Source organism: Roseobacter sp. HKCCD6576-2 (genome assembly GCF_013179285.1).
Classification (GTDB): Bacteria; Pseudomonadota; Alphaproteobacteria; order Rhodobacterales; family Rhodobacteraceae; genus Rhodophyticola; species Rhodophyticola oceani.
The window spans coordinates 1-17,164 of sequence record NZ_WVNW01000015.1 but is presented as its reverse complement, the minus strand read 5'-3'; the positions used below and the strand labels follow the sequence as shown (position 1 = coordinate 17,164).

Genomic DNA, 17,164 nt, shown 5'->3' with positions numbered 1-17,164 from the left:
GATGAGTCCTGCTCAACAAGCGCGTCAACTCCGCGCCGCGCGCGGTGCACGCAATCTTTTGGTTGTGGTTGCGCTTGCCCAGTTGGTCGCCATTGTCATGCTGGTCGCGTCGAATGCCCAGGTTCAGCGGACCACAGTTCTCGTCCCATCCCGCATCAGTGACGGCATGGTCGCCGCTGGTGCCGTCGATTCACGCTATGTCGAGTCTCTGGCATTGGACGCTGTGTACGCGTTCTACAATGTTTCCCCGGAGACGGCCGCTTATGGTCGGCGTGTCATTGAACGTCTGTCCAGCGTGCGTGACAGACCGCGTCTACTCGATTCATTCGATGCCGTTGCCGAGGACATTCGCGAGCGCCGCATCACGACGACATTCTTTCCGGAAAGACTTGATCACGACATGAACAGTCTGCGGATCGTGGTCACCGGGAACCTCGCCACCTTTATCGAAACGCAGCGTGTGGCCCAAGAGGAGAGGGTGATCACTCTGATCTTTGTGGAAGAGGCATCGTCAGTGCGTCTCGCGTCCATGACCGTCGAGGAGACGTCGTCATGAGCCGTTTTTTAATTGTCGCACTGATTGCTTTCATCTGCTTTTCCGTGATTTCTGCCGCGGCGGATACCGTGCGCATAACGACCCGACCCGATCAGAACATCTCGTTTGATGCATCCGTTACGGGACCGACCCGGATTTCTGTCGTCAATCATCGCATTTCGAAGATCCTGCAGAGTTCCAGCAATTTTGAGATGGTCAATGATGAGAGCACAGGAGACGTGTTTCTCCGCTTTGCCGGAGGGCAACCGACCTCCGAGAGTGGGTACATCGTGACGGAGAGCGGTCACACGATCGGTTTCACGATGACTCCAAAGACGGAACTGGATAACCACACTGTTCTGATCACGCTGCGTGGAGTTTCATCTGCTCCAGGGGGCCGCGACCAGTCCACCGCGTCTGCTGACGGCTCCGGATTCGTTGTCAACTCTGGTAGCAGTGGCGTATCCCGTACAGCAAATCTGGTCAGCTTTACCCGTCAAGCCTATGCCGCGCGCATTGGTGATCGTCCGGCGTCCGGACAGCGCGTGGGGAACTTCGCGTCCTATTCTGCCGGTGGCCTGATCGCCCGCATTTCTGTCGCCAGTGCGCCGGGCGGGCAGATTCCAGTTGAACGTCAGTTTTATCGATCCAGCCGGACACTTGCCGTCTATGTCGACCGGGTGATCTCGGGCGGAAAGGTTTGGGTCATTGTTGTGGAGGACACAAGATGAGCAGTTCGTCTCGCAGACACAAGCAACTGATCATCGGTGGTATGATTTGTGTTGTCGTTGTCGGCGCGCTGTATGTCGTTAGTCAAACACTCAATCGCAGCACACCTGGAGTGCCCGCAAGTCGTGCAGAAAGCGGCGTCACGACGACGATGATTGCGGATCGCACGCGCGCCGCTGCACCGGAAATGTCATGGATCAGGAATGCCGCGACCGAGCTTGAGGACCTTCGTGACAGGTATGAGAACCTGGAGACATCTGTTCAGACGATGGTTGAGCTTCATGAAGCCGAGAAGGCTCAAACGGCTGCAGAATACGACGCAATACTCTTGCGGTATGAAGAGACGATCAACGCTTTGCAGCAGCGGCTTGAGGCAGGGCAGGGAGCCGCACCGCAAGGCACAGGGTTTGATGTCGCCGGCAGCGATTTGGCGTCTGATTTCCTTGCGCCTGGCGCTGTGCGCCCCCCAGTTCCTGGCCCTCTCGGTCCGCAGGGTCAGCCTGACAATGGCGCTGGTGGGAATATGCCCACGCAAACCCAAACAGGTGGCGGAGTGGTGTCTTCTGGCACACCTCCCGCGTTCGAACCTGTCCCGTTTTCCCGCCAATTCACGCTGACGTCTTCGGGCTCATCTCCAGGCGATGACACAAGAGCCATCTATCTGTCGAACTATCTGCCTGCTGGCTCTTATGCGCCTGCCATCGTCTTATCCGGTGTTGACGCATCAACCTCCGTGACCAGTCAGGCAGAGCCGGTACCGGTGGTGTTCCGGATCACAGCACCTGCAGTGACGGCCGGCACACGCTCTACCCACGGTCACACAATTGATCTGACCGGGTGCACTGTGACCGGATCGGCGCGGGGGGATCTGAGTTCCGAGCGTGTTTATGTCCGGTTGCTGAAACTGTCTTGCGTACAGTCTGGTGGTCGGGTCTTCGAAACAGATGTCGCCGGGTACATGAGTGGGGCGGGCAAGGCAGGGGCCCGTGGTTTGGTTGTCTCTCGCGAAGGCCGGTTGATCAACAACGCCGCTATCGCTGGCGCACTTGGTGGTTTGGCCGATGGAATCAACAGCGTCGGGAATGCCGCCTCGGGAGCTGATGCGACCTCGTTTGAAGATGTACTGAGGAGCGCCGGCGTAGCATCGGCTGCCAGTGGTGCGAGCGGTGCCGCCAATCGTCTGAGCGAGTATTACATCGAGCGCGCTGAACAATATCAGCCCGTCGTCTCGCTCTACGGCGGAACGCAGGTCGAACTCGTTTTTCTGGAGGGTGTGAACCTTGAATAGGGTCTGTATCTTCATCCTCTGCGCATTGGTCAGCGCATGCGCCGAGCATGAGATGTTTTGTGGTCCCATGCTCCCGTCTTACCTGGAGAATTGAGAATGAAGCGCCCACTCATTTTTGTGTTGGCCGTTGCCCTGACCGGGTGTGGTGGCGGCAACACCGAGAATAACTTCCTCTGCGGTGCACAAACCGGGCAGCCCTGCAGGACGATTGCCGAGATCGATGGAGCAGGCGCAGTTGGCGGTAGCACTATTGCCGAAAATGGCCAAGACAGCCAAAATGATCGGCTGGCGCAGCCTATCCTTGCTGGCGGCAAGTCTGGAGCCGCAATCGTCGGTGTCCCGGCCGGTGGAACGCCTTATCAATCGGCACGGTACAGAATTCCCGAAAAGACAGGTCGGCTCTGGTTGCCACCTTACCTGGATGAAGCCGAGATCCTTCATGAGGGGACCTACGCCCACTTTGTTGTCCGCGAAGCACGCTGGGGAGCACGATAGTGGGAGCGTTTTCCAACTTCATGTCGTCACTCCTGGATGATGCGCCCTTCACGATGGAGGATCGCAAGTCCTTTGTGGACCATGTGTTCTCTGATCTCCTGTCGTACCGAGTGTACAACCCCGAGGACAACCTGTTTCACAATGATGGGACAGTCGGCTTTCTACTGGAAACGCCGCCTGTCGTTGGCACCGATGTCTTTGGCGCATTGCAGACAGCCATTTCCAGCTACTGCCCACCCGAGGGGACTGTTCAATTCATCTCCTGGGCATCGCCGAACCTGATGCCGAACCTGACGCGGTGGTCGCGCCAGAGGCATGTTCAAACGCCTTTGATGCGTAAGATGGTTGAACGCCGCATCGCGCACTTTAACAGTCTGCGGTTTGGCACGAATGGTCACATGAAATGCGTGCCGCATACGCGCCGCATTCTTATTGCTGGTTGGGTCGATGGTGACCCCTCGCAAAGCCAGCTGAAAGGACTGAAGGAGTTTCGGCGGAACCTCATTCTTGCCATGGGCGGCGAAACGCTTTGCGTGAATGTGCAGCCTAACACCTTCCTGGAATTGCTGTCAGAGATGCTTCACAGCCGTGGCGATGTCTCTTCTGAACCACTTGTCTATGATGATGACGTCCCTCTGAACTACCAATTGCCCGGGGCAGGGCTGGCCATCGCAAGCAATGGCATGTCGTTCCTCAATTCACCGGCACTGTCTGTTTCGTCTGCGACCGTCCGGATGGTGCCTCATGAATGGTCAGCCGCTTTGGGGGCGTTATTCAACGGGTCGCCAGATCGCCCCAATGACAACCCGCACGGCCCGGTTCTGACCTGCCTGACGGCGCGATCCCGACCAAATCGTCAGAGCATGTCAGAAATAGTGAAAAAGCGGGCAAAACTCGAACATGCGAAGATGACCAACTTTGGCAAATGGATGTCTGATTTGCCGCAACAAGATGCTGAGTATGCGGGATTGCAAGCTGAACTCGAACGCGGCGAACGTCTCTTTGAGACACTCACAACAGTGTCAGCTTATGCACGCGGCGACGTTGACGACAGTACAGCTGCTCTATCGGAGATGCGCAAGATCTACTCCATGGTTGGGGTGACCCTGGAGAAGGACAACTACCTCCAGCTTCCTGTGTTTCTCGCGGGGCTGCCATTTCAAGCCAGTGGACCTCGCATTGACGATATGCGCAAGGCATCTCGCGTCAAAAAACGGAAAGGCGCGGCAGTTACCGTATTGGCTCCAATTCACGGCGAATACGTTGGATCTCGCGCGCATACAGGGTTGCTCTTGTGTGGCCGACAGGGGCAGCTGTGTGACTGGGACAATTATCACTCGTCGGGCAACTACAACGTTTCTGTTGTCGGCAAGTCAGGTGCCGGCAAGTCGGTCTTCATGCAGGAGCTGGTCACATCGATCTACTCGGGCGGAGGTCGGGTCCTGGTCATTGACGATGGGCAGTCGTTCAAGACGACATGTGAAATCATCGGTGGTGACTGGCTGAGCATCGGGTCCGGTAGCCAATTCCGCCTCAATCCATTCGCGATGCTCAGTGCCGAACACATGGACTCAATTGAATACCGAGGCGAGGCGCTGGAACTGATCACCCGTGTTATCGCGACGATGGCGAGCCTGGGAGAACAGCGCGAAGGTCGGGTTTCCCGGATTGAAGAGGAATTCATCGAACTGGCTTGCGCTGAGGTTTGGGAAGAATTCGGCAACGATGGCAATGTCACCGAAGTCCTGAAAATTCTGAAGTCGAAAGTCGAGAAAGAGCCGCGGTTGACCGACGTCGTGACCAAACTGAGCCGCTATGCGGTAGGCGGCACCTACGGTGAAATGTTTGACGGCCCATCCAATGTCTCAATCAATAGCGCCTTTACCGTTTTCGAGATGTCAGAACTGAAATCTCAGAAGGATCTGGAAGCTGTCGTCCTGCAGATCATCATGTTCCTCGGAACGGAACTGATGTTCAAGACGGAGCGTTCGACCCGCGTCGCGATCCTGATTGATGAAGCCTGGGACATGCTTGGGGCCGAGACAGCCAACTTCCTTGAAGGCGTTGTGCGCCGCGCGCGCAAATACACTGGCGCGCTCATCACTGGCACCCAGTCCATGCTGGATTACTATGAAAATCCAGCCGCGCTGGTTTGTCTTCAAAACAGCGATTGGACGATCTTCTTATCGCAAAAACCAGAGGTCATCGATCAGCTTGTGGCGGATGGGCGTCTGAATGCGCCAGAAAACATCTCGCATAGTTTGAAGTCACTCACCTCCATCAAAGGCCAGTTTTCCGAATGCGGCATTCGCGGTCCGGACGGCTGGCTCTTTGGCCGCCTGCTTCTGGACAAGTACTCCTTGGCGGTCTTTTCAACCACCGGACACACGGTTCAGAAGCTCAACGAACTGGTGGATGTGCGCGGCATGAATATGGGCGATGCACTCGAACAGCTTGTTGAGAGTGGGGAGGTCATCTGATGCCAAGATGGACCCAATCAAGACAAACCATTTTGTCTTCCGCAGATGTATTGCGACGCCTCACTGGGTTTACCGGCTCTGCACTTTTCTTTGGAACATCTGGCTTGGGCGGGACAACTCTTCTCAAGTTGTTGGAAAGGGAGCTCTCTGGCGCCAGATATCATCGCGCTTGGAGCACGTCTTCGACGCGCCAGGAACTGCCACAACCGTGGCGCCACAGGATTGTGTTGTTAGATGATTTTGAGATTGGAAAACGACCCGGCGGCCCGGCAAGCCCCATCGTTCCCTTCCCAAATCTACCGAGCCAGTGTTTTGGATTCACATCGGGTTATTCACTGAGGCATGCGCATTTGGCGTGGCGCGATGTTATCACAGGGTCTCCGGATCTCATATTCCAGTTGCGGACATCTGATCGGTTTATCGAGCGGTCTCTCAATGAAATTGGGAGGTTAACGGATGCCTAACTCACAAAATAAGGTCAGTAATGCTGACTCATTTAACATAACGAATATTATCGGCTATTTTGCTGGCACCGTCTGCCTCGCTCTTGTGAACGTCGCAATCACCCTGACGTTGCTGGAGCGCACCGGTAATCTTGGACGTCCTGAAGTGGTATCGATTGACGCGGCGGACCTCATTCGCGCGTTTGTCGATGCCCAGGGCAGCGCTGTTTCTGATGAAGAGCTGCAAGCGCGTGTCAGAGTTTTGAACGCCAACCTGGATCCGATTGTCCAAGCCTATGCCAGGGAGCATGGCCTTGTGATCGTCAGTTCTGACGCCGTACTGGCTGGCATACGCGATGTGACCTCGGAGGTTCTTTACAACACGGGGCTTTTGCAATGACTGATCTTGCATTTTCTTCCCGACCAAAGATCAGTCGTGCACGCAAGGTGTTTGGCGTTTGCACCCTCCTCTTCGCTGTGGCCTGCATTTTTGTTCTCGATCAGTGCGATATCGTGATGAATGCATCCGGGTCACTCGAAGAGCCTGCTTTTCTGATGTATGAGCGCCCCGTCTTGCTCTCGTATGGCGTTGTCGTCTCAGCGCAGATGCCTGACGTCCTGCGTTCACGTTTTGGCGAATACCAGTTTGTGAAGCGCATTGGTGGCATGCCCGGCGATGAAATTACCCTGAACGCTGATGGTAGCCCCTGCGTCAAGGATCAGTGTTACCCGCTTTGGATCAAGGACGGTAAACCGATTGCTACCGGCATTGCGCCCGGGGTCATTCCAAAGGGTCACTATGCTGTCTTTGGCACCTCTCCAGACAGTCTCGACAGTCGCTACAGCGTCATTGGGCTGATTGCTGAAGACCAGTTGCTCGGTCGAGGATGGCCGTTGCCCCTCATGTCGGATTGGCGGGAGGCGGGTTTATGAAGCGCACTCTGACTGTTTTGGCGTCACTCACTACCTTGGCGCAACCAGTTCATGCGGTTGATTACGGCGTGTTCGGCGCGCTGTTCCCTGTCGAGGAACCCTCCGTTCTTGATACGATCATGAACCGCCTGACCGAGATGGAAGGCAATGGCGAACTCGCGCAGATGCAGCAAGATATGCAGGACAAGGCGCGCGCCAGGGTGAACCGGCCAATCCCTGTCCCCGGAATGCGCCCCGCCGAGATTTACAGAAGCTACAACGTGGATCTGTCGATTACTCTGGACCGTGATCTTTCAGACCATCGCGGCGTTGTCTTCGCCCGGGCCGGCACCCGTGTGAATCCTTTGGACCATAGTCGGTTTAATCAGCGTCTGGTGTTCATTGATGGTGATGATCCGGATCAGGTCGCTTTTGCCGTGGATCTCGCCAACCAGGAGCCGGTCAAACTGATCCTGGTGAACGGCCCGCCCTTGGAGCTCACAGAAACGCATCAAATGCTCTTCTACTTCGACCAGGGTGGCGTGATTTCTGAACGCTTTGGTCTGACTGTTGTCCCTTCTGTCGTCAGCCGCGCTGATCCCTTGATGCTTGTCGAAGAAATCCCCGTCTCGCGAGGTGATAGCCAATGACTTACCTTTCAAGGATCGTGCTGGCTGCGTTTGCCGCGCTCGTTTTGTCGGTCAGCGTTGCAAATGCAAAATGCAATGCCCGCTTTCTGAATCCCATCACGGAAGTCTGTTGGGATTGCATTTTTCCAATTACGGTTGGTCCGGTCCCGGTGAGCCTCAACACGTCGCGGCCGGACACAAGAAATCCGGGTTTTCCGCTTTGTGTCTGCCCTGCCTTTCCGATCCCGCGGGTTGGTCTGGCAATCGGCATCTGGGAGCCAGCACGTTTGGTCGATGTCTCTAACGAGACCGGATGCTTCTCAAATCTCGGGTTTGATGTCGATTTTGGGTTGTTTTCACGCGGCAACACTAGCGTGAACGCCAGTGATGGGGGCGACAACGGCTCCAAGTGGCACGTGCACTACTATTATTATCCCCTCATTTCGATGCTCGGGACCGCCATTGATGCCCTTTGTCTGGAAACAACGGCATTTGATCTGGCCTGGATGAGTGAACTGGATCCGCTCTGGATGGATGCGGAGCTCTCGCTCCTGTTGAACCCTGAAGCGCTGCTGTTCGCCAACCCCATCGCGCAAGGTGCTTGTGCTGCCGATTGTGCGGTTGCTTCGTCTGGCAATTTGCCAATTGATAAGCTGTTCTGGTGCGATGGTTGTTCGGGTTCGCTTTACCCTGTGACCGGTGACGCAAACAATCACATTGGCGGTGTTCAGGCGACCTCCGTGGTCTCTGCGAAACTCCTTTCACGCATGCATCGGATGTTGCTCGCGCGGAACACCTCGTCACCCAACTCGCTTTGCAGCCCGCAACTCGCGCCAATCATTCCCAAGAGCCAGTATCGCCGGCAGATCACCCGCCCCTTCCCTGCCACATCCGGCCGCTACGCCTGCGCCCCCATTGGCGCCTCCACCCAGTTTTACGACCGGTACAAGGAGATCCCCTATATCGGCGAATCTTTTGGCTACCTGTTTTGGAGGAAGAGAAATTGCTGCGCATTGTAATCCTTCTCCTCGGCTTCTCAGCGTCCGCCCTCTCCGCCGATCAACTGCCAAGTGCCGCCACGCACGGCGCATTGATTGATGATCGTCTGGAAGAGGCGGATGCGATTGGCGAGGACCTCCAGTCGCGTCTGCGCCTCCTCCAACAGGAATTTGGCCTGCCGGATGATCTCACTGCGCGCGCGCTCGACAGCCTTGAGAATGGCCGTGTGCGCGAGATGCTGAACATCGGTCCCGGTGATCTGCCCGAGGGTATTGCTGAAGAGCGTCGCTATCCTGGCGGGGTGTTCGTCTTTGCGTCTTTCTCCATGCCGGAACCGTCGTTGAAAGCCGTTCTTACTGATGCAGCCGATCTTGGCATCCCGGTGGTCTTCAACGGTTTTGTCGACAACTCGGTCCTGGCGACCGAGCAACGTGTTCGTTCGATCTATGAAGGCTCCGATATCTCTCACGGCTTCATTATCGATCCAACGCTGTTCACACGCTTTGAGGTTTCGGCGGTCCCTACCCTCGTCTCCACGATGGTCGACCTCGATGTCTGTGAAACCCAGGGCTGCGATGCTGATGAGGTTCCTGACCATGATCGCGTCGCCGGTAATGTACCACTTCGTTTTCTGCTGGACGTGATCACTAAAGGTAACACGGCACATGCTGTGCCGGTGCAGGTGATCCTGGAGTCTGACCCATGATGAGATCAGTCTTACTCGTTCTTTTCTGCTTGCCGTCGCTTTCGTGGGCTCAATCTGATGTGGACTATCAGGGTCTTGCTCAAGAAGCTCTTGGCAACGCCCAACGCTTCACGGATTACTCCACATCGACAGCAGAAGATGTGCTTGGTGTCCCTGTCGAGACAGAGCTTCCCCAGTCGAGCATGGGAACCGGGGATCTCGAAGACGCCGGCTTGATCATGTCCGGTTCGGACACGACCGAAGGCAATGCGTATTCGACTTTCCATAACAACGTGAATGATTGGAGCGTTTCCGCTACAGATCAGAGTCTTCTCGGTGTTGCTGATGCCGCGGTCTCCAACCCGGATGCGCTTGTTGACCCAACCGCATTCTCGACCTCCGGTGGTGGCTGCAGCGTTGAAAGCTTTAAAGATGCGCCGCTATTTCAGCGCGTCTGCAACCGTGCGCGCACACAAACCACATCTGTTTGCACCTCTACTGCAGAAATCACTGTCACAAAGACCCAACAGCATCGATGTGAAGTCCGAGGCGGCCTCATTGGCTTCATTTTCGGTGATGCGATATGCCGCGACAATCTCATTGCAGCTGATTATTGCAACATGACGTCAGACGAGTGTCCAGGAGATTTTCTTTTGGGCAACTGTTCTCCTCGTGTTTATGAGTTCGTCTGTTCCAGCGACGAACCTATGACAGTTGTTGGAAATCCTGTTGGACCTGTCATCGTCAACGATCCGATCATCACGTGGTCTGAAACTTGCGAAGATGACTTTTCCTCGATGCTGTGTGGTGCGCCCGTAACCACCTGCACGTCCGGCCCCTCCGTTGAAGTTGTGAACGATGAGCTGGTCCCAATGACCTGTACGGAAGAACAGACAGAATGGACCTGCGCGTCCACTGAGTACATGAGTGACTGCGGTTCGCTCGAAACCGATCCGGGCTGCAGCCTGACCAATTCAGTTTGCTACGCGATGGACGAAGATGGCGTTTGTGGCACCTTTGAACAGACATACCAATGTGGGTCCCAAGACAGTCAAGCGTTCGATGCGACCTGCGAAGCCGTCAACGTCACCGTTGGTGGCGTCACGCAATCAATTCCACACAACACGAGTGATGACATTGGGCACGCCCTTGTTGGTATCGAGACTCTGAACACACTGGCAACCGAGTTTGAACACGACATGTCACTTGCAGATCGGCTTCTCGGCAATGTCAACGACGACTTCGATGTGCAGTATTTTAGCGCAACGCGCCGCCGCTGCCGCGTTGGTATCTTGAGGTCAATCAACTGCTGTCGCGACTCTGGTTGGGCGCTTGGCGTGATCGCAGAATGCAACGAGGACGAAGTCGCTCTTTACGGCGCACTACAGGCCGGTTCTGCCGTCTACATGAGCACATATTGTTCTGAACGTCTCTTGTTTGTCTGTGCTGAGCGGTCACGTCGGTACTGCACCTATAACAGCCGGATCGCGCGGATCATTTCCGAGCAAGGACAACGACAGCTCTACGGCAGCTTCAGTTGTCGCGCGATGACCCAGGAAGAGTTGAATGAAATCGATTGGAACCGCATCGACTTCTCATCTGCGTTTGGTGAGGCATTTGAAACCGTTGGATCAATCGCACCATCAGATCTGTCCGGGCTGATCCAGGACAACATTCTTCTGTCTCATCCGGAGGTTCGGGATGTCTATGAATAGGCGCAGGTTTGTTGCCGCGTTGCCGGCGGCGCTGCTGCTGTCAGCGCATACTGCCAACGCATCTCCGTCGCAATTGGGTCTGATTTTCGTTGCACAAAGCACTTGTCGATACTGTGCGGCCATTGCACCGGTCTTGAAACAGCTTCAGGACGAAACCGGCATTGACGTGCTGGTGGCGTCCATGGACGGACAACCGGTTTATCCATTCACCCACTTTGAAGATGGTTTACGGCATCCGCTCACGGCCCAGTTTCAGTCGGTCCCGCAGGTTCTCATCTTCAACAGTAAACACCAGCGCATCACCCATCATGTCGAGGGTGTCAGAACCATGCGCCATTTCGTGTCGCGCCTGTCATCAGCGCTTCGGGAAAGCGCGCTGCTATGAAACGGTTTTGCTCGGCGTTCGCGGCCATGTTGGCCGTTGCAACGCCCGCTTTTGCGGATCCGACAGAACCAACCTCCAGCCGTGGTTTTGCGTGCGATGACCCGCGAACCACAGGCTGGTACTTCTACTGCGCCCCCACCGCAGTAGGGGAAGAGGAGCCGGAGGTGGCCGGGGAACATCCCCCTGCCCCGCCGCCGGCTCCTCCGAAAACCTATACGCAACAAGTTGAAGAGTACCGCGCCCAACTGGATGAGTTGAAGCATCGTGCGATCCTCGAACCGACACCGGAGAACGTCGTCGCCTATATGGAGGCTCAGGCGGCCATGGTCCGTCAGGCTGGCCTGTTCACCGAGGTCTGGCAGCGCAACCTGTTCGCAAACCCCAACCTCGATGCAAATGTCGATCGACCGCTGTCCCAGATCGGCAGCAATCTCTACCAGGACAGGCTCGATGTTGACCGTGAAGCCGCTTTTCAGACCGCAACGACAGAGCGCGCGCTTATGTTCGTTTACGAGGGATCACCGTCTTGCCTCGTCTGCGCCACGCAAGGCGAAGTGCTTCAGGCTCTCGTCCAGCAATATGGTGTGGCCGTGCTGGCGGTTACCCGGGATGGAATCGTTCTGCCCGGCTTTCCTGACAGTCGGGTTGATCGAGGTGAAATCAGAAACCTTGGCTTCGCGCACGTTCCATCGCCATTTCTGGCTTTGGTGGAACCCCGTTCCGGTCAGGTCGATCTGATTGGTGCCGGTTTGATGACCCAGGACATTGTTCTGGACCGTATTCGCATCATCACCAGCATTCCTGAAGGAGAACTCTATGATTAAGTCTCCGCTCTCTGCATGGACTGTTGCCTTGGTATTGCTGGCCCCTGGTGCAGCGTTTTCACAGGTGGGAAGTGACCTTGCTGACTTCTGGGCACGCTCGTCAGGTGGTGTGAATGTCACCAGGCCCTCGGCCTACGACGGTCAACGCGCCGGATATATATCTCTCGGGTCACTTTATGTCCGCACACAACCCCGCAACAGCCAGATTGCGTCCATTCAGCTCCCAAGCGTGCGGGCAGGATGCGGCGGCATCGATGTTTTTGCCGGTGCCTTCTCGTTTCTGTCTGCCGATGAACTGATTGCGATGATGGAAGCGATCATGGCCAATGCTGCAGGGTTTGCCTTTGAGCTGGCTCTCGAAAGCCTCTCGCCATCGGTGCAGGAAGTGGTTGGCAAGCTGCGGGACCTGCAGCAACGGGTCAACGCCATGAACATCAACTCATGCGAAGCGAGCCAGGCCCTGGTTGCGTCGGTCTGGCCACAAACGGACGCAGCGTCTCAGCACATTTGTCAGTCCATCGCGACGCAAAGCGGAATGGTGGCGGACCGCGCCCGAGCACGGCACAATTGTGGTACGGGTGGGGATCATACGAATACCCTCGAGGCCGGCGCTCCGGAACTGCAGGCCCAACTCCCGGTCAATGTGAACTACGCCTGGAAGGCGTCGCGCAACAACACGTTCCTTGCGTCGGATGATGAACTGGCCGAGTTCTTCATGACCATCACCGGCACAATCATCGTCATTGGTGGCACCAATGATAATACACCACGGTCGCACACCAATTACCCCCCGCGGGCGTTTTCATCTCAGATGATCCGCACATTGGTCGAGGGGGGCGAAGTTGAGGTGTTGCGGTGCAACACAGATCCGGCTGATCGCTGTCTCAACCCAACCTTGGCAACCCTGTCGCTTCCCGCTGACCAGGCGCTCTATGCCCGCGTGACGGAAATCCTTGAAGGCATCAACACCGCCCTTGCCACCGACACCGCATTGCCCCTTGGATCGGAGGGGTTGATCGGGATGACGTCAGTGCCGGTCTACGAAATCCTGAAGACCGCCCGGTCGTACAAGTATCAATTTGTTGGTGACGAGATCGCGCTGATGGCGGAGTTGGTCGCGTTGGACTTTGCCATGCTTTACACCCGCGAAGCGCTGGAAGAGATGCTGAAACTGGCAAGCAACACGGAAGGGTTGGGCCCGCAACTTGGGGAGTATCGCACGCAGGTCACCGACAGCTATGCAAACTTCTCCGCCATGCGCCGTGAAGCGGCCGAGCGCTTTAATGATGCCGTTGCCACCCTGACACGGTTGATGACCGTCCAGACCACCTTGTCTGGCGAGCGCGCGGGGTGGTTGGCGACGCAGGTGGTGGAATTCTGAGATGCTTGAAATCTACACCACCGGCGGTGGCGAATTCCTGACAACGACACTCAATGCGCTTGCCGCGTTCTTCAACACGGCAAATGCCGCCGCATTGGTCAATATTGCGCTTCTGGCCGGCCTGATTGTGCTGGTGTTCCAAGTGTTTCTGGGTGGCGATCTCAAGCAGGCTGTGAAAGCCTATGTCGTCATTGGCCTGGTTGGAGGGCTCAGTGTCGCAGATAAATCTGACGTGATCATCTTCGACAAGACGAAAGGACCTCTATGGTCTTCCACGGTCAGCAATGTCCCGACAACCGTTGCCTATGTCGGCTCTTTCACGTCCCGGTTCTCGAATGTGCTGACAACGCAGTTCGAGGCGCTCTTTTCACCTCCGACCAACCTTTCCTATCAGCGGCATGGCATGCTGTTCGGTGCCACTTTGATGACGAAATCGGCCCGCTGGCGGGCTGTCACATCGACCGTCCATGAGAACCTGACAAACTTCTTTGATCAATGTGTCATAGACGCCGTCGATCTGCGTTACATCTCTCCCGACCTGGTGACCCGATCCGGTAACCTTGAAGACATGATCACGGCCAGTATGCCGCAGTCGCTGGCGTATTATGATATCGTGACCCGCACCACGCGCACCTGTGCTGACGGTTGGCCCGATATTGTCAGTCAGATTAATGGCGAAGTGAATGTTGTGCTTGGGGCGCAAGCCGCGTCAACTTTCCAGGGGAGTGATCCAACGCTGGCGATCAACGACTTGCGCGCCACCATATCGGATTTTGCCGCCTTTGCAGGCTATGCGGCCACCTCTGCTGAGGAGCATGTGAAGCAATCGATGCTGATCGCAGCCTTTGACGACGCGGCGCATCGGGGGATATCTGCAACCGGCAACGCAGCCGCGCTGCAGCACCTGCAGTCCGCGCGCGCGGAGCTTCAAACCCGGTCCAGTTATCAGGCGGTCGGCGCCAACGCGCTGAACTGGGTACCCTATCTCAAGATCGTCTTTGAGAACCTCTATTACGGCGCGTTTCCGATCGCGCTTGCCCTGATGATGACGCCGTTCGCGATGACCGTTGCCCGTGCCTACTTCGGGGGGTTTGTCTGGCTCGCCTCCTGGGAGCCGCTATCGGCCATTCTTCATTCGCTGATGATGAATGCCTCCGTGGACCGGTTTCAGACGATTACCTCTGCATCCACCAGCGGGGCTTACACCGACAGTGTCATGAACTGGGCCAACCACTTTGGGGTCTACTCCATTGGCCAGGATGTCGCGGCGATGGCCGGCTACCTGATGATGTCGGTACCCTTTGTCGCAGCTGCGATATTCCTCGGCACACAAAGGATGGTTGGCCTCGCGACATCGATGCTGGCCGTATCACAAAGTGCCGCTTCCGAGACGGGCCGTGAAATGACGACCGGGAATTTTGCTTACGGCAATGCGAGTATCGGCAACCGCAATTTCCACAACGTGAGCAGGGACAACTACGCGCGCAACAATGTCTCCTACGATAACATATCGGCCAACCGCAATGTCACCTCCCCGTTCACCGACACCGGACGTTCAAGCTATTATGGCGCGGATGGTTCGCTGATTACGACGAACGCCGACGGTTCCATTGGTATCGATGGCGGCAGTTCCCGCGTGAACACGGCTGCAAATCTGTCGATTGGTCAGAGCGTTGTGTCGTCTCTGCGGGATACAGCCACCGACATGCGCGAGACCGGCAACAACCTGCGGCAGTCCTCTGAACAATCCGTGGCCGAGCTTTCGTCAACCACGAGTTCGTACATGCAATCCATTAAAACCGGGGATGCCTGGTCCACAGGATCCGGTGTGAACACCAGTGCGGAAGAAAGGGCGTCCTTGACCCAGTCGATGGATGTTGTTGATCGGTTCGCGGAAGAGCATGCCATATCCCGAGAAACCGCGGTTCAGGTCGGAACCTATGCAAGTGCAGGCGTTGATTGGAACTTTTTGTCCGCCAATGCACGTACCAGTCTGGAACAGCAAGGCGTATCGGCGGAAAAATACGCAACAATGACCGAAGCCAGCCGTCGGCAGGGCGTTGACAATGCCATTAGTGACCTGACTCAGGCTTCTCAATCGGCAAGCCATACCGAGATCGGCGATTGGAGTATAACCGGTGACTACGGATTCAGGAACACGGTCGATGAGCTTTCTCGCCAGAGCCGCACCGCTGATAACTACTTCCGCGCCGCCAACAGCTACAGCGAAGCCGCCGATCACGCCCAAAGCGACTTCTACGATAGTCGTTTGGATGTGTCTGGCGCCTTCACCAGCTGGATGATTGACGATCGGGGGATGAGCCCCACGCAGGTTGCCGAGTTGATGAATGGTCGCACCGATAATCCGCGGTTGGCAGAGCTACGTGGCGAGTTCTCCGCCCGCTACATCGATGAGATGGTCAAGCCGCTAATACACGGGGATTTAAGCGGAACCGTTAGGGCACCTGCCGATCCCGGTCAAAACGGCCTTCCTGAGCCTGGGTCCCCATACAATCACATGACGTCGCAAACCGGGCCCCTTGCGGAACGGTTCCTCGCTGCAGAAACGGAAATTCTGATCCAATCAGGACAGGTCGGTGATGTTGAACCGGGGGCTGCCGCCGTCGCGGGACGGGCGTCCAACGCGGCCGATCGCAACGCTGAAGCGAACAATGGTTCCTTGGCCAATAGTGCCAGTGAATTGATTGGCCAAGCCCCCGGCGGACAGTTGGTTCCGGATGACAATCGCGTTGAGTGGCGCCCGTCAGCGGGGATGCAGGGCTACGTTGACAACGGGCATCAGCGCAATACCAAGGATGAGCAATGAGTGCGCATCCAACTCACTGTTCTTTACCAATGACGCTCACGGACTTCTCGCATCCAAGCGTAAGAACCGCTTTGAAAGGACTTGTCTAGTTCATCAAAGTCGATGAATGGACTGTTGCCTTCGGGAAACGCCTTGGCTCGGCGAAAACCACCGTGAAATCCGCCGTACCCAATGATCGCAAAGAACGCGCTGGCCCCGCAGACGAAAAGGATCAAATCCCTGTCGCCGCCCAGAGCAACGCCGTTCTCATATGCCCACAAGATGTAAGGTCCAAGGGCGCCGACCAGTGCGCCCAAAGCGCCACGACGGCGCGGGTTATGGATCAGTGACTTCAACATAGTCTCGTTATATCAGATCTTTGGCCACGTTTCCACATTTCAAAGAACCAATTTGCGGCGACGTCTCATTCTGACCTGCTTCGACCATCATGCGACAGGAGGGTGTCCCTGTACCCTGATTAATCAGAAACGGGCCTAGAGTTTTCTAGCGACATCAATAGATTCCTATATCCTTAAATGTCACACCATGTACAGTGACAGGCGAGAGATCGGGGCTGGGACTAAACACCTGGGCCGTGTTGACAGAATGAAAGCCTGACGGCGCAGGTCTCTCCATAATTTTTACCTATCCAAGTATAGGATTTGGGAATTTCCTGAAGGCAGCAAGCTAGTTCTATTGTTCAGTATGGAACGATTTGATTGGCCAGCGAGTGCTTGGCTAAAAACCGCCAATTTCCACAATAGATTCAGCCTGTTACTTGCAGGCCGAATGGGTCTGGCGTATCATCGGTTCATCGGTTCATCGGTTCATCGGTTCATCGGTTCATCGGTTCATCGG

At 56.1% G+C, this 17,164-nt stretch carries 16 protein-coding genes; 15 read left to right on the top strand and 1 reads right to left on the bottom strand.

Annotated elements, in window-relative coordinates:
- The first annotated feature begins 1 nt into the window (after nt 1).
- The 15 genes from GTF44_RS20025 (at nt 2) to GTF44_RS19955 (ending at nt 16,327) form a co-directional block, all read left to right on the top strand.
- Nucleotides 2-556, top strand: a complete 555-nt coding sequence (locus GTF44_RS20025) for a TraE/TraK family type IV conjugative transfer system protein (RefSeq protein ID WP_171562829.1) — start codon at nt 2-4, stop codon at nt 554-556.
- Nucleotides 553-1,266 (top strand): type-F conjugative transfer system secretin TraK, encoded by a 714-nt coding sequence (locus GTF44_RS20020; RefSeq protein ID WP_171562831.1) that lies wholly within the window; start codon nt 553-555, stop codon nt 1,264-1,266. The genes GTF44_RS20025 and GTF44_RS20020 overlap by 4 nt, the downstream gene beginning before the upstream one ends.
- Complete coding sequence (locus GTF44_RS20015) at nt 1,263-2,552, top strand: TrbI/VirB10 family protein (protein WP_171562833.1); 1,290 nt, start codon at nt 1,263-1,265, stop codon at nt 2,550-2,552. Before GTF44_RS20020 ends, GTF44_RS20015 begins: the two co-directional genes overlap by 4 nt.
- Before the next feature lie 96 nt (nt 2,553-2,648).
- Nucleotides 2,649-3,047: a TraV family lipoprotein gene (locus GTF44_RS20010; RefSeq protein WP_171562835.1), complete on the top strand. Its 399-nt coding sequence runs from the start codon at nt 2,649-2,651 to the stop codon at nt 3,045-3,047.
- 53 nt (nt 3,048-3,100) lie between these two features.
- Nucleotides 3,101-5,527: a TraC family protein gene (locus GTF44_RS20005; RefSeq protein ID WP_253261374.1), complete on the top strand. Its 2,427-nt coding sequence runs from the start codon at nt 3,101-3,103 to the stop codon at nt 5,525-5,527.
- Nucleotides 5,528-5,983: 456 nt separating this feature from the next.
- Nucleotides 5,984-6,370: a TrbI F-type domain-containing protein gene (locus tag GTF44_RS20000; protein ID WP_171562840.1), complete on the top strand. Its 387-nt coding sequence runs from the start codon at nt 5,984-5,986 to the stop codon at nt 6,368-6,370.
- A complete protein-coding gene (locus GTF44_RS19995) occupies nt 6,367-6,903 on the top strand; it encodes a S26 family signal peptidase (RefSeq protein ID WP_171562843.1) in 537 nt (178 codons plus the stop codon). The genes GTF44_RS20000 and GTF44_RS19995 overlap by 4 nt, the downstream gene beginning before the upstream one ends.
- On the top strand, nt 6,900-7,532 hold the full coding sequence (traW, locus tag GTF44_RS19990; protein ID WP_171562846.1) for a type-F conjugative transfer system protein TraW: 633 nt from the start codon (nt 6,900-6,902) through the stop codon (nt 7,530-7,532). The genes GTF44_RS19995 and traW overlap by 4 nt, the downstream gene beginning before the upstream one ends.
- Nucleotides 7,529-8,530, top strand: a complete 1,002-nt coding sequence (traU, locus tag GTF44_RS19985) for a conjugal transfer pilus assembly protein TraU (RefSeq protein ID WP_171562848.1) — start codon at nt 7,529-7,531, stop codon at nt 8,528-8,530. Before traW ends, traU begins: the two co-directional genes overlap by 4 nt.
- Nucleotides 8,500-9,216, top strand: coding sequence for a type-F conjugative transfer system pilin assembly protein TrbC (gene trbC / locus GTF44_RS19980; RefSeq protein WP_171562851.1), 717 nt, complete (start codon nt 8,500-8,502; stop codon nt 9,214-9,216). Before traU ends, trbC begins: the two co-directional genes overlap by 31 nt.
- The gene (gene traN, locus GTF44_RS19975; protein ID WP_171562854.1) at nt 9,213-10,910 is read left to right on the top strand and encodes a conjugal transfer protein TraN; all 1,698 of its coding nucleotides are present in this window, start codon (nt 9,213-9,215) and stop codon (nt 10,908-10,910) included. The genes trbC and traN overlap by 4 nt, the downstream gene beginning before the upstream one ends.
- Nucleotides 10,897-11,295 (top strand): conjugal transfer protein TraF, encoded by a 399-nt coding sequence (gene traF / locus GTF44_RS19970; RefSeq protein ID WP_171562857.1) that lies wholly within the window; start codon nt 10,897-10,899, stop codon nt 11,293-11,295. The genes traN and traF overlap by 14 nt, the downstream gene beginning before the upstream one ends.
- Nucleotides 11,292-12,119 (top strand): conjugal transfer protein TraF, encoded by an 828-nt coding sequence (locus GTF44_RS19965; protein WP_171562860.1) that lies wholly within the window; start codon nt 11,292-11,294, stop codon nt 12,117-12,119. Before traF ends, GTF44_RS19965 begins: the two co-directional genes overlap by 4 nt.
- Complete coding sequence (locus GTF44_RS19960; RefSeq protein WP_171562863.1) at nt 12,112-13,500, top strand: conjugal transfer protein TraH; 1,389 nt, start codon at nt 12,112-12,114, stop codon at nt 13,498-13,500. The genes GTF44_RS19965 and GTF44_RS19960 overlap by 8 nt, the downstream gene beginning before the upstream one ends.
- 1 nt (nt 13,501) lies before the next feature.
- Nucleotides 13,502-16,327 carry a conjugal transfer protein TraG N-terminal domain-containing protein gene (locus tag GTF44_RS19955; protein WP_171562864.1) on the top strand — a complete coding sequence of 942 codons (2,826 nt, stop codon included), beginning with the start codon at nt 13,502-13,504 and terminating at the stop codon, nt 16,325-16,327.
- 23 nt (nt 16,328-16,350) lie between these two features.
- Here GTF44_RS19955 and GTF44_RS19950 read toward each other — a convergent pair whose 3' ends face one another.
- Complete coding sequence (locus GTF44_RS19950; protein ID WP_171562866.1) at nt 16,351-16,665, bottom strand: hypothetical protein; 315 nt, start codon at nt 16,663-16,665, stop codon at nt 16,351-16,353.
- Between the last annotated feature and the right edge of the window lie 499 nt (nt 16,666-17,164).